This window comes from Cecembia rubra (assembly GCF_003014575.1).
GTDB classification, from domain to species: Bacteria; Bacteroidota; Bacteroidia; order Cytophagales; family Cyclobacteriaceae; genus Cecembia_A; species Cecembia_A rubra.
The window spans coordinates 652,959-665,214 of sequence record NZ_PYGF01000001.1; the positions used below are offsets into that span (position 1 = coordinate 652,959).

13 protein-coding genes and 1 tRNA gene are annotated in these 12,256 nt (G+C 37.6%); 7 read left to right on the top strand and 7 right to left on the bottom strand.

All coding sequences use genetic code 11. The annotated features are described in order from the left end of the window. Window position 1 precedes the first annotated feature (1 nt). The gene (locus CLV48_RS02635) at window positions 2-1,027 is read left to right on the top strand and encodes a PorP/SprF family type IX secretion system membrane protein (RefSeq protein ID WP_106565666.1); all 1,026 of its coding nucleotides are present in this window, start codon (window positions 2-4) and stop codon (window positions 1,025-1,027) included. On the opposite strand, the gene CLV48_RS02640 is transcribed toward CLV48_RS02635, so the two are convergent. The 4 genes from CLV48_RS02640 to CLV48_RS02655 form a co-directional block, all read right to left on the bottom strand. Beyond that, window positions 1,024-1,788 carry a DUF2490 domain-containing protein gene (locus CLV48_RS02640; protein ID WP_106565667.1) on the bottom strand — a complete coding sequence of 255 codons (765 nt, stop codon included), beginning with the start codon at window positions 1,786-1,788 and terminating at the stop codon, window positions 1,024-1,026. The two genes, CLV48_RS02635 and CLV48_RS02640, sit on opposite strands and share 4 nt — an antisense overlap. Window positions 1,789-1,876: 88 nt before the next feature. After that, window positions 1,877-2,488 carry a bifunctional nicotinamidase/pyrazinamidase gene (gene pncA / locus CLV48_RS02645; RefSeq protein WP_106565668.1) on the bottom strand — a complete coding sequence of 204 codons (612 nt, stop codon included), beginning with the start codon at window positions 2,486-2,488 and terminating at the stop codon, window positions 1,877-1,879. A gap of 11 nt (window positions 2,489-2,499) precedes the next feature. Then, a complete protein-coding gene (gene prs / locus CLV48_RS02650; protein WP_106565669.1) occupies window positions 2,500-3,426 on the bottom strand; it encodes a ribose-phosphate diphosphokinase in 927 nt (308 codons plus the stop codon). After that, complete coding sequence (locus CLV48_RS02655; RefSeq protein ID WP_106565670.1) at window positions 3,416-4,897, bottom strand: nicotinate phosphoribosyltransferase; 1,482 nt, start codon at window positions 4,895-4,897, stop codon at window positions 3,416-3,418. Before CLV48_RS02655 ends, prs begins: the two co-directional genes overlap by 11 nt. 271 nt (window positions 4,898-5,168) lie before the next feature. Between CLV48_RS02655 and CLV48_RS02660 the strand changes: the two genes are divergently transcribed. Beyond that, window positions 5,169-5,945, top strand: coding sequence for a hypothetical protein (locus CLV48_RS02660; RefSeq protein WP_106565671.1), 777 nt, complete (start codon window positions 5,169-5,171; stop codon window positions 5,943-5,945). Window positions 5,946-6,023: 78 nt separating this feature from the next. Here CLV48_RS02660 and CLV48_RS02665 read toward each other — a convergent pair whose 3' ends face one another. After that, window positions 6,024-6,830: a DMT family transporter gene (locus tag CLV48_RS02665; RefSeq protein WP_106565672.1), complete on the bottom strand. Its 807-nt coding sequence runs from the start codon at window positions 6,828-6,830 to the stop codon at window positions 6,024-6,026. A 117-nt stretch (window positions 6,831-6,947) separates the two neighbouring features. After that, the gene (locus CLV48_RS02670; protein WP_106565673.1) at window positions 6,948-7,625 is read right to left on the bottom strand and encodes an ABC transporter ATP-binding protein; all 678 of its coding nucleotides are present in this window, start codon (window positions 7,623-7,625) and stop codon (window positions 6,948-6,950) included. Between the two features lie 138 nt (window positions 7,626-7,763). On the opposite strand from CLV48_RS02670, the gene sucC reads away from it, so the two are divergent. The 3 genes from sucC to CLV48_RS02685 all read left to right on the top strand — a co-directional run bounded on the left by sucC (window position 7,764) and on the right by CLV48_RS02685 (window position 10,065). Further along, the gene (sucC, locus tag CLV48_RS02675) at window positions 7,764-8,975 is read left to right on the top strand and encodes an ADP-forming succinate--CoA ligase subunit beta (protein WP_106565674.1); all 1,212 of its coding nucleotides are present in this window, start codon (window positions 7,764-7,766) and stop codon (window positions 8,973-8,975) included. A gap of 37 nt (window positions 8,976-9,012) precedes the next feature. After that, window positions 9,013-9,086 (top strand) — tRNA-Arg (locus CLV48_RS02680). 142 nt (window positions 9,087-9,228) lie between these two features. Next, complete coding sequence (locus CLV48_RS02685) at window positions 9,229-10,065, top strand: universal stress protein (protein WP_106565675.1); 837 nt, start codon at window positions 9,229-9,231, stop codon at window positions 10,063-10,065. Between the two features lie 197 nt (window positions 10,066-10,262). On the opposite strand, the gene CLV48_RS02690 is transcribed toward CLV48_RS02685, so the two are convergent. Continuing rightward, a complete protein-coding gene (locus CLV48_RS02690) occupies window positions 10,263-11,162 on the bottom strand; it encodes a DUF3078 domain-containing protein (RefSeq protein ID WP_106565676.1) in 900 nt (299 codons plus the stop codon). Window positions 11,163-11,330: 168 nt separating this feature from the next. Between CLV48_RS02690 and CLV48_RS02695 the strand changes: the two genes are divergently transcribed. After that, on the top strand, window positions 11,331-11,888 hold the full coding sequence (locus CLV48_RS02695; protein ID WP_245889465.1) for a DUF4136 domain-containing protein: 558 nt from the start codon (window positions 11,331-11,333) through the stop codon (window positions 11,886-11,888). 12 nt (window positions 11,889-11,900) lie between these two features. Continuing rightward, window positions 11,901-12,218, top strand: coding sequence for an Mpo1-like protein (locus tag CLV48_RS02700; RefSeq protein ID WP_106565678.1), 318 nt, complete (start codon window positions 11,901-11,903; stop codon window positions 12,216-12,218). The last annotated feature ends 38 nt before the right edge of the window (window positions 12,219-12,256 follow it).

Genomic DNA, 12,256 nt, shown 5'->3' on the forward strand with positions numbered 1-12,256 from the left:
TATGAAAAGATTTGGTTTATTTCTTATAGGGATTTTTAGCAGTATTGGAGTCTTGGCTCAAGACTTCCAATATTCCCAATTTTATGCAGCCCCTTTATACCTGAATCCGGCTTTTACAGGGGCATCGGACCTTACCCGTGTGGGTATGAATTACAGAAATCAGTGGCCTGGTTTGGATCACTCTTTCAATACCTATTCGGCATATATTGATCATTTTATGTTTGATATAAATTCTGGAATAGGATTGATATTTAACGGAAGCATGGAAAGTAAAGCACGGCTCAACCAAAATGAAATAGGATTACTCTACTCCTATCGGGTTAAACTTGGCCATGAATCTTTCCTGAGAGTGGGTGGTCAGGTAAGCTATGTGGCACGGGATGCCTATTTTGGTGACCTAATTTTTGGCTCCCAAATGGATATAAACAGAGGAACTATTGGACCAGACAGTGGTGAAGGTTTACCAGAGGATTTCAGGCATAGGTTCGCTGACTATAATTTTGGAATGCTATTCCATACCCAGATATATTGGTTAGGTGTGTCTGCACATCATTTGACCCAACCTAATGTTTCTTTCATCGAGGATAATATCAGTAAGCTGCCAATGAGGCTTTCCGCACATGGGGGATTGAAAATTGATCTTGGTGAAGGGTCAATCAACAACTATTTCAGCAACTCCAGACAGGAAAGGTCAGCATTCATTGCTTTTAACTATAAACACCAAGATCCTTTTAACCAATTGGATATAGGAACCCAGTTTTTTATCCAGCCTTTGGTCCTGGGTGTTTGGTACAGGGGATTCCCGGTCAAATATGCCTTACCAAATAATGAATCCATTGTAGGTTTGATAGGCTTTACTTTGGAAAGTGGTCTGGATATTGGCTATAGTTATGATTTCACTGTTTCCAAAATGGCTTTAAGACAATCTGGAGGTGCACATGAGATTTCAATCCGATATTCCTTTTTGTTTGGAGATCCCAATCAAAGAAATAGAAGAAGCACTATTATCCCTTGTTTTAGATTCTAAAAGTTAAAATAAGTGTTGATGATATAGCCCTTATTTCCCTGAAACACATTCTTTCCTTCAACCAATCTGCCTAATTGTACAATCTGGTTAAAATAGCCCCCTTCAATCCTCAAAAGATCTGAGAAGCGATAACCTGTCAACAATCCGATCCTGTTCTGATCAAAAACATTTTGGTTGACATTCTTTCCAAAGCCTATCAATATTTCATCATAGGCAGCTAAGTAATGGGTTCCGTTAGTGATTATTTTACCGTTCAATGGATAATCTATGCGGACCATATTCCTTGCCCTGTTGAGATAATTATATTTGTCAGGCTTATCAAGTGTTTTGCTACTGAAAGAACCAATCCACCTTTGTTCCAGCATAAAGCGGTAAGTGATTTGAAAACGTCCGATAGGATTGGTCAAAGTCAGCATTTGATAAGTCCTGTGCTCTGGAAACTCCATCCCTAAACTATTCAATGGAATCTGGCCGTAACTGTAAGTATCTGCGAATAAATATCCAACCCTTGCTACTGCATTCTGATGCAATTTAATATTAAGTCCAGTTCTGTATAAATCCTGCTGAGGATTGGTAATAAAGCCCGTCCTCCTCCATTGAAATTCTCCATGGAATGAGAAGGTTTGGTTGATTTTATAATTAAGAAAAAAAGCATGCCAACCTATCTGATTATTGTCACTCAATCTATTGTTTTGTGCAAAACTCATGCTATTGAGGAGAAATAGAGAAAGGAAAATTATTGGAAATGTGGAAGTTTTCATGATTTCAGGCTTCAAACTATCAACTAAAATTTTGACAAATTTAGCTCTATAGACTTTTTTGAAATGTATTTTAAATCACAATTCCAAATTAAAGGTCTGATGCCTTTAGTATTGTTGCACCGGCATTTTTCATCTGTTCGATGGCCATTTCAAAATCTCCCGGTTGCAAATTAACAGCCCTCGTCGCATCAGCAATAAGATTGACCTTGAATCCTTCCTCCAGTCCATCCAAAACAGTGAACTTTACGCAATAGTCTGTTGCCAAACCACAAACAAATATTTCAGCTATACCTTGGGATTTAAGAAAAGATGACAGCCCCGTATCTCCTTGGCGGTTATTATCAAAAAAACCGCTATATGAATCTACAAGAGGGTTGGTTCCTTTTTGAAATACAGCCCGCCAATGCTTTTTTGATAAATGCGGATGAAAATCTGCTCCAGATGAACCTTGAACACAATGCACAGGCCAAAGTATTTGTTGAATACCATTCAAATCAATGAACTCCCCAATTTCTTTCCCGTGGTGATTGGACGCAAAACTCCCATGGTCTTTGGGATGCCAGTCTTGAGTAGCTACAATGAAATCAAATTTTTGCTGAATTGAATTAATGATGGGCACAATTTGATCACCTTCTTTTACTGCCAGTGCACCACCAGGGATAAAATCATTTTGAACATCAACAATTACTAATGCTTTCATATTTAAGTTAGTTATGATACCAAAGACTTTAACTGTGCCACTATCAATGGGGCTATACTTTCAACTCTAAGAAAGCCATCTTGCAGGGCAATGCTGTTAGGATGGGTATCTGTGGAAATAACCTTTTCTATCACGCCTGAATCCTGAATCCTTTTTAGGGCATTGTCTGTAAATAATCCGTGTGTGCTGATGGTATATATTTTTTTTGCTCCTGCTGCTTTGTAGGCTTTTGCGGCATTGATCAAAGAACCTCCAGTCCTGACCATATCATCATATATGACCACATCTTTGCCCTCAACATCCGCTGATATGCTGGTGACTTCTGTTTTTTCCCCTGAAATTCTTCTTTTGAAAACAAAGGCTGCGTTTACGCCCATTTCATTGGCGAGCGATTCCACCCACTTAGCCCTTCCGGCATCTGTACAGGCCATGACAAAACCATCATCCGCCAATTCCCTGGCAGCATTGATAATAATTGGCTTACAATACACATGATTGATCAAAACCTGGCCTTCAAAATAATGTGGAATACCTTCAGAATGAAGGTCAAAAAACATAAAATTGTTCCCTAAACTTGTTCTAGGCAGGGAAGAAAACATCACCGCCCTTGATTTTGCAGTCACCACCTCTCCCATGTTAACAGCCCTTTCCATAGTAGAATACCCAAAATATGGAAAGACAAGATGAATGGACTTAGCGCCGTATTTGATAAGGGCATATGCCAAATCATAAATTTCCAAAGTATCCCCATCTGAAATTGTTCCTCCAATCAGAACCACTTCTTTTCCATTGACAGAAGTCAATATGCGCTGATACCTTTCTCCATCAGGAAATAACCTAAGTTCTATTTCACCTCTATCAAAATCCCCCAATGCTACAACTTTGTCTAATAAATACGCATAAGAAGGAATGCTGAATATTATCTTTTTATGCTCCATCGTAATTTTTCATTTTGAATACCAATTGGGTTCTGAGCTCATATAGTTTTTCTTCCAGCCCCACTGGATATATATGGGGATTAACAAAGCGCTTATGGGCTTTGTCAAATAAGGCAAGATTTCTTTCTGAATTTTTCTTTATCTGATGGATGTCCGGACTTTCATACACTTTTTGTCCATTGATAAAGATTGGCTTGAGTAAAAATTCCTCATCTAATCCGATTGTATTGATTTTCTTTCTTTTCGTTGGATCTACAGGATCAATGATAATATATTGGGCAGAAGTAAGGTCCTCCCCTTCCAGGTAAATCATATCTGCAATAGCTTTTCCATTTTTGGAAAACCTGATAGCATTTTGAATTCCGGGTATATTGATTTTGATAGATTGTTGGGAAACTTTCACTTTGGGTTCCCATTCACCTTTATCGTTTTTGATTGCAGCCAACTTATATACCGCACCCAGGGCAGGTTGGTCATATGCAGTTACCAGCTTGGTCCCTACTCCCCAAACATTGATTGAAGCTTCCTGCATTTTAAGAGAGGTAATGATTTGCTCATCCAGGTCATTAGATGCCACAATTTTGACATCTGGAAAACCTGCTGCATCTAACATTTCCCGGGCAATGTTACTGTAATAGGCCAAATCCCCTGAGTCAATTCTAACACCAATCATTTCTTTTCCGCTTTCCCGGAGCAGTTTACCCACTTCAATGGCATTCCTGACCCCGTTGATGGTATCGTAGGTATCTACCAAGAAAACACATTTATCGGGGAAAGCCTCGGCATAAGCTTTAAATGCCTCCAGTTCTGTATCGAATGACATGATCCAACTGTGTGCATGTGTCCCAGAAACCGGAATTCCAAATAATTTGCCAGCCATAACATTGCTGGTAGAAGCGCAGCCTCCAATGTAAGCTGCCCTACTGGCCGCCAATGCACCATCTATTCCCTGGGCTCTTCTTAATCCAAACTCAAGTACAGCATCACCTTTAGCCGCATATACAATTCTCGCTGCTTTGGTTGCGATAAGCGTCTGAAAATTGATAATATTAAGCAATGGTGTCTCTAATAACTGGCATTGGACAAGAGGGCCTTTAATCCTAAGTAATGGTAAATGGGGAAAAACAACCGTACCTTCTTCAACAGCTTCCATATCACAGGAGAACTCCATACTTTGAAGATAATCAATAAATGCAGGTTCAAATGTAGCTGATCCATCAGCATTTCGCATCTCTTTCAGGTACTTCAGATCGTCCTGCTCAAATTTAAAATTACTACAGAAATCAATGATATAATCCAGACCAGCAGCTAAGGTATATCCCCCCTGAAAAGGATTTTTTCTGAAGAATAAATTAAAAACTGCTTCTTCTTCCGCTTTACCTGATTTCCAGTAAGCATAAGCCATAGTTAACTGGTAAAAATCTGTCAAAAGGGTTAGTGAGCCTCGATAAAGATCTTTGGTGATTTTCATTTCTTGCTAAAGTAAAAGTCAAAATTAAGGGATTAGCCTGGTTTGTATCAAAGAATCCTAAAAACCTTTATCAAACTTTGGCAAATAGTTTATTCGCCATTCAGTTTTGCGAAGTTCTGAGAGTAAAAAATACCAAAATTTCAGATTTATGCTACAAAGTTTGGACTATTAACCCAATCGAAGGTAAGAATTTTAGTTTGGGTAAATTTTTTGCTTAACAGGTATTACTGAACATTAATCAAAAATTATCAACCAACTTAACTAAGAAATTATGAAAAAATCCACAATGATCAATTTACTCGCGGTGGCTACTGGAATGTTACTTCTGTTTTCCTGTACTTATGAAACTGAAGTGCCATTACCAGGAACTGTCAGCGTAGATGTTGAATTTGCTATAGTCGAAGATGACATTCCAACCTCTAATGCGAGAGTATTGGAAGCGCTATTCATTGAAGAGGCTACCATGAATGTGAGAAAATTAGACGTTAAAGTACTGGGTAGATTGCCAGTTGGGTCTGATATTGATCGTAACTTTTCCTATGATTTTCCAGATCTGAGGCCTATTATTTACCGCAATACACCAGAGGGTCATGAAATCAATCTTGTCATGCCAAGAGCAGTTTATAGGCAAGTCATGTTTGATTTGGAGATTGAAAGTAATGAAACGTCTCCTGCGGCTTCTTTATCAGGTACCTTTAGTGCCGGTTCACTCCAAGATGTTCCAGTAAAATTTGAGTTTTGGGACCAAAGTTTCCAAGTCGATGGCAAACTTGAAGCAAAAGACAGCAATAATGTACTGGAATTTGACCAGGTACAAGAGGCCACATTAATGGTTGAGCTATATGCTAAAAACTGGTTTAAGGATGTTGGGATGGAGAGAATAGAACAAGCAGAAATGGTGGATGGTGTTATTCTCATCAATCCTGAGCACAATGTTGAAATTTATGAAATAGTGAAATCCAAGATTTATGAACTTGCAAAAGGGCAGCTCATGATCAGGATTCAGCAGAAAGGAAAACCAAATAAACCAGGGAATTCCGGTAAATAAGAATAACTCGCCTCTGCCATCTTTTTAAAAGACTTTAAAATTGTTTTTTGGGTTAGCGATAATGGCAGGGGCGATTATTTACTTTTTGGAGGCCACATTTAAAAGTACACCCGCCAATACCAATAGCATACCGGAAAAAGTGATCAGGGTAAATGTCTCCTCAAAAATAAAAAACCCAAATCCTAATGCATAGACAATCCCCAAATAACTTAGGCTCGCCACATTCGATAATTGGGAATTTTGATAAGCCAGAGTCATAAAATATTGGGCGAATTGGGTCAATATGCCAACGGCCAACAAAATCAACCAATCCCAACCAACAGGCATTACCCAAACAAAATAGGACACTATGGACACTATTGGAACAGTGATTAAGGGAAAGTAAAACATAATGACCAAGGGATGCTCCCTATTGTTTATTTTACGTATAAGGTTGTATGCTAAGCCCATAGCCATAGCTCCAATCAAACCAATTCCTAAATCTATTGCTGAAATCCTAGGGTCAAACCCCTCAATGATAACAACCCCCGTAAATGACAATCCAAAGAATAAGAACTGGATAGGCCTTACTTTCTCTTTAACTATGAAAATTCCCAAAATAGTTGTAAAAACAGGAGCCAAATAATTAATGGTCACTGCCGAAGCAAGGGGAATAGATTGAAGGTTGTAAAAAAATGAAATCAGACCTATAGAACCGACCATTCCTCTCAATACGAGCAGTTTCTTATGCGTTCCAAAAACAGGGACATTTGATTTTTTAAGTAAAAAATAAGTTAAGATCAAACTGAATACAGACCTGAAAAGAATAATTTCAATAGCTGGAATATGTGACACCAGCTTTACAGATACATTCATCAGGGAAAAAAGTACCCCTGCCAGCAACATGTGTTGAATACTGCGATTTGACAAGTCATTAAGAGTTTAATCCGGCTGGATGGTGCATATTGTAATCCCAGGAAAATAAATTGTAATGTTGATAAATTAAACGAAAGCAGTACTTCTTTATTTAACCTGTATATTTCTGTCCATGGACAAAATAGTTCCATCTTGCATGGTAAGGGTTCTGTCAGCCATTTTTGCCAGCTCTTGGTTATGGGTAACAATAACGAAAGTCTGTCCAAAATTTTCCCTTAAAGTAAAAAAAAGCTCATGGAGGGATTGCGCATTATGAGAATCCAGGTTTCCGCTTGGTTCATCTGCAAATATTATTTTTGGATCATTGATCAGGGCTCTTGCCACTGCGACCCTTTGCTGTTCACCTCCGGAAAGTTCTGAAGGCTTATGGCCTAATCTGCCTGAAAAACCCAGGAGATCGGCCAATTCTGCTGCTCTTTTTCTTAAAGCTGTATCAGACTTTTGGGCAATTAAACCAGGAATGATGATGTTTTCTTCTGCAGTAAACTCAGGAAGCAAATTATGAAACTGAAAAATAAATCCAATTTGGGAATTTCTGAAATCCGCCAATTTATCTCCTTTTAATTTAGAAATAAGTGTTTCATCTATCCAGACATCACCTTTGTCCGCTTGATCAAGTGTACCGAGGATATGCAAAAGTGTACTTTTCCCTGCACCGGAAGCTCCCACAATTGAAACTACTTCATTTTTAAATATTTCCACATCTACTCCTTTGAGTACATGTAAGTCTCCGTAGAATTTTTGAATTCCTTTTGCCTTCAGCATGCTTCTATTCTTTGCCTGCTAATTTAATTACCTCTTGTATAAAAAGGTTCAAAAATGGGATATATTTCCCAAAAAGAGCAATGCTTGACTTGAAAAATCAAACACAAGCACTTAACTTCGGGCAAAAATTTCACAAGGATGAATATACACGAATATCAAGCAAAAGAACTTTTGAAAGGCTATGGTGTTAGAATTCAGGAAGGTATCGTTGCAGATACCCCCGAAGCAGCACTTGAAGCAGCAAAAAAACTGAATGCAGAAACCGGAACTTCCTGGTATGTGATCAAAGCCCAAATCCACGCTGGAGGCAGAGGTAAGGGTAAAGTCAAAGAAACGGATTCCAATGGTGTAGTTTTAGCCAAAAAGCTTGAAGATGTCCCTGAAAAAGCAAAAAACATCCTTGGAGGAACTTTGGTGACCATCCAAACTGGCGCTGAAGGAAAAAAAGTAAATAAGATATTGGTAGCTGAGGATGTTTATTATCCTGGAGCTTCCGAACCAAAAGAATATTACCTATCCATCCTATTGGACAGAGCTAAAGGATCTAATGTCATAATGGCTTCTACTGAAGGTGGTATGGATATAGAGGAAGTCGCTGAAAAGCACCCTGAGAAAATCATCAAAGAATGGGTTGATCCAAAAATTGGCTTACAGGGATTCCAGGCAAGAAAGGTTGCATTCAAGCTTGGTTTGGAAGGTAATGCATTTAAAGAAATGGTAAAATTTATAACGTCTCTTTACAATGCTTATATCGGATCAGATGCTTCTCAATTTGAAATCAATCCGGTATTAAAAACTTCTGATGACAAGATTCTTGCTGTAGATGCCAAAGTAAATTTGGACGACAACGCATTGTACAGACACAAAGATCTGGCTGATCTCAGAGACCTTGCAGAAGAGGACCCATTGGAAGTGGAAGCTGGAAAATCTGGCTTGAATTACGTCAAACTGGACGGAAATGTGGGTTGTATGGTAAATGGTGCGGGTCTTGCTATGGCTACCATGGATATGATCAAATTATCAGGTGGAGAACCAGCCAACTTCCTTGACGTAGGAGGTGGAGCCAATGCCACAACTGTTGAAGCTGGCTTCCGAATTATCTTACAAGATCCAAACGTAAAAGCTATTTTAATTAACGTTTTTGGTGGTATTGTAAGATGTGACAGGATTGCCAATGGTGTCGTTGAAGCATATAAATCAATCGGTAATATCCCAGTTCCAATCATTGTAAGACTTCAGGGAACAAATGCTGAGGAAGGAGCAAGAATCATCGATGAATCTGGATTAAAAGTTTCTTCAGCCATCACTTTGAAGGAAGCAGCGGAGAAAGTTAGGGCCGCCATTTCATAAATAAATCTGACCGGCTCATCACGGGCCGTTCATTACCGCACCTGTAGTTCAACTGGATAGAATATCGGATTTCGGCTCCGAGGGTTGAGGGTTCGAATCCTTCCGGGTGCACAAGAAGCCTTTTGCTTTTGCAAAGGGCTTTTTTATTTCTAACTAGCTGATTTTTATCATGTTTTTTGATGATTCGGGATAGTATATATTTTTTCAAACTACTCTACCTTTATATAAATAAACAACCAAACCCCTGACAGTCATGAAAAAGATACTTGTTCCTACCGATTTTTCTACCTGTGCCAAAGCAGCTGAAAATTATGCTTTCATGTTGGCAAAAAAAATACAGGCAGAACTGATATTTATCCATGTCGTGATTACACCTGTGGACTGGACAAAATTGACAAAAGAGCAGGAGAACTTCTTCCCTGATACCAAGATTGCCATATCAAAAGCTAAAGACCAGTTGAACGAATTGGTTGATCAAGCAGAAAATGAAGGCCTTTCTGCAAGGAAAATATTGGTTTACAATGATGGAAATGAAAAAATCCACAAGTATGTAGGGGCTGAACAAATTGATTTGGTTGTTATGGGTTCCCATGGACAATATGGATTCAGAGACCATATTCTGGGTACCAATACATATAGTATGTTAAGAAGGGCTGACGTCCCAGTTTTTGTAATCAAAGAAAATAATCCTAAAGTAGAGTTGGAAAACCTTGTATTTGCGACCAACTTCAATGAAGAAACCGGCGAATCTTTTAGGACTGTAGAGAAGCTATCTGAACTTTTCGGCATAAAACTAAAAGTACTATTTGTGAATACTCCAACCTACTTTATGGAAACCAATGACATCATGAATATTGGAAAATCTTATTTAAAGGATTTCGGTAATTATGCATACGATATACATATCATTGATGCATTCAAAGAGGAAAGAGGAATATTACAATTTGCCGAAAAATCGAAAGCAGATGGAATTGCCTTGGTTACCTCAGGTAAATCAGATTTAATCCAATATTTCTCACCAAGTGTAACTGAAAACCTTATCACAATGACAGATTTACCTGTCATTAGTATTAGAAAAAGTAAAATTTAAAGCTTTAAATAATTCCCGTGAACAAAAAAACAACCAATTCTTTGGTTGTTTTTTTTATGCTAAATAAAAAAGCAGGAGAAAATCCCCTGCCCTTTATATGAAAACTAAACCAACTATTATTTAACTACCACAATTGAAACAAAAATAGCACATAAAAACAAAATTCAAAATATTTTAAAAAATTCCTCTGCCAACACCTACTTTTTATTACCTACTTTATACAAAATTCCCAATGCAAGTGCCTGGCTGAATTGGATATTGGTATCCATATCAATGTCATACACATTGATACTTGTAAAAGTCACATCTACATACTTGGTTATTTTGGCAACTAAGGTTAGATCCAACCTATGGTCAATGGTTTTGAATGCCAAAGTCTCATAATTGGCAAACATTTGGTACCTGGTATTCAGGGTAAGATTTTCCCCAAGGCTCTTGCTATAGGTCATAAATAGTTGAAAAGCCAGCCATTCTGTCCTTACCTTACTCCCAATAGGCACCCCATAGTTAGTAGGTACATTATCCGCTATGGAAGGATCAGAAACAAATGTAAGTCTAGGGGAAAAGGGTGCTAATCTTAAATTAAATTCATCATTAGGAATATATTCAAAACCTAAGCCAGTGGTAAGAAAAGCGGGTGAAAAAAATCCAGAAATCCGTAGCGGATCATCCCCAGAATAATCAAACCCATCAGTAAATTGGGTTATGAAATTCAAGGAAGCAAAATACCCCCACTTTTCTGAAAATTTATATCCTGCTTTTGAATCAAAAAAAATCCGGTCATTGGATTTTCTTAAGTCCTGACCTTCATTTCTAACTAATCCATAGATCAATTCAAGCTGGTTGGTCCAGGAATATTTACCTTTCCGGTAGTTTGACTTTCCTGTAACCAATGTGCCAAATGCAACAGAATTGACACCTCCTGCTTTCCAGTTACCGCTAAAGGCTGCTTGATTGAAATTAAAGCCTACACTTAACTCTGAATCCCAAAACTTGATTTCCTTGATGCTTGAAGGAACTGTATCTTGTTGAGCTTCTTCTTGTGCAAAACTGAAATTGAAGACAAAAAGTAAACAAAACGTAAATATTTTTTTCATAATAATATGGGTTTAGAATAAAAACTGATCTAATATAATTTTTTATTGGAACAAAATTACTGTCCGATTTTAAGTAAAAAGTCAATTTAGCTAGTTTGGAAAACATTTTCTAATATAGTTACCGTTATTAGAAATAGATCATTATCCGAATGCCTAATGAAAACTAACATGCAAAGGTTCCAAATTATTGGTATGCTCATTTTGTTCACTTCTTGTAGCTCCATTGAAATATTCAAAGAAAAAACGGAGTTTAAGCCTTATAAAAGATACCAGAATTTTGTAATATTAAACAATGAGGTAGGGCTAAAGGGATTCAATGACGATTTTCTAAATGCTATGGTAGGCGATGGCTTAAAAGTAGCACTAGAGAAAACAGGTATGAATTATGAAACAAACAATCCTGATTTAGTAGTCAGGTTTACCTCGAATGAAGACCTTAGGCAGCGTGAAGTATTTAACAATATGTATCCTATGTGGGGTTGGAGGGTTTGGGATCCATTTATGTTTGATCCCAGGTTCAATAACCGGCAAATGTACTCGACCAGAAATTATGAACTACTTCAATTGATCGTTGATTTCATTGATCCCAAAAATGACAAGATTTTAATGCAACTAACGGCAGTATCAGAGGTACATCAATCCCGTGAAAAGAAAAAGAAACTGGAAAAATCCGTTGAAAAAATCGTGGAAACTTATGTTACCCATATGGACTATAACTTACCTTAACCCAACCTGATTATGGAAAACAATTTCAAAAGCTTAAAAGAGTTTTATCCCTTTTACTTATCGGAGCATCAGAACCCAACAAGCAGGAAATTACACTTTATTGGAACTGCATTACTATTTGTTATTTTGGCCACAGCTATATTTTTTGATAATTATTGGTATCTATGGCTATTGCCTGTGATTGGTTATGGATTTGCATGGGTTGGTCATTTCTTTTTTGAAAAAAACAAACCAGCCACATTTAAACATCCATTTTACAGTCTTGCCTCCGACTTTGTTTTATTTTTTCAACTCCTTAGTGGAAAGGAAAAATTTAATCCAAAAAAATAAGTATGAAATGCAAAAAAAGAGATTTAAAGTGTTGTAAA

Coding starts and splice junctions, on each gene's coding strand:
- CLV48_RS02670 (WP_106565673.1), bottom strand. CDS start 7,625: ATGCTGAAGGCAAAAGGAATTCAAAAATTCTACGGAGACTTACATGTA.
- pncA (WP_106565668.1), bottom strand. CDS start 2,488: ATGAAAGCATTAGTAATTGTTGATGTTCAAAATGATTTTATCCCTGGT.
- CLV48_RS02695 (WP_245889465.1), top strand. CDS start 11,331: ATGCAAAGGTTCCAAATTATTGGTATGCTCATTTTGTTCACTTCTTGT.
- CLV48_RS02635 (WP_106565666.1), top strand. CDS start 2: ATGAAAAGATTTGGTTTATTTCTTATAGGGATTTTTAGCAGTATTGGA.
- sucC (WP_106565674.1), top strand. CDS start 7,764: ATGAATATACACGAATATCAAGCAAAAGAACTTTTGAAAGGCTATGGT.
- prs (WP_106565669.1), bottom strand. CDS start 3,426: ATGGAGCATAAAAAGATAATATTCAGCATTCCTTCTTATGCGTATTTA.
- CLV48_RS02660 (WP_106565671.1), top strand. CDS start 5,169: ATGAAAAAATCCACAATGATCAATTTACTCGCGGTGGCTACTGGAATG.
- CLV48_RS02640 (WP_106565667.1), bottom strand. CDS start 1,788: ATGAAAACTTCCACATTTCCAATAATTTTCCTTTCTCTATTTCTCCTC.
- CLV48_RS02655 (WP_106565670.1), bottom strand. CDS start 4,897: ATGAAAATCACCAAAGATCTTTATCGAGGCTCACTAACCCTTTTGACA.
- CLV48_RS02690 (WP_106565676.1), bottom strand. CDS start 11,162: ATGAAAAAAATATTTACGTTTTGTTTACTTTTTGTCTTCAATTTCAGT.
- CLV48_RS02665 (WP_106565672.1), bottom strand. CDS start 6,830: ATGTTGCTGGCAGGGGTACTTTTTTCCCTGATGAATGTATCTGTAAAG.
- CLV48_RS02700 (WP_106565678.1), top strand. CDS start 11,901: ATGGAAAACAATTTCAAAAGCTTAAAAGAGTTTTATCCCTTTTACTTA.
- CLV48_RS02685 (WP_106565675.1), top strand. CDS start 9,229: ATGAAAAAGATACTTGTTCCTACCGATTTTTCTACCTGTGCCAAAGCA.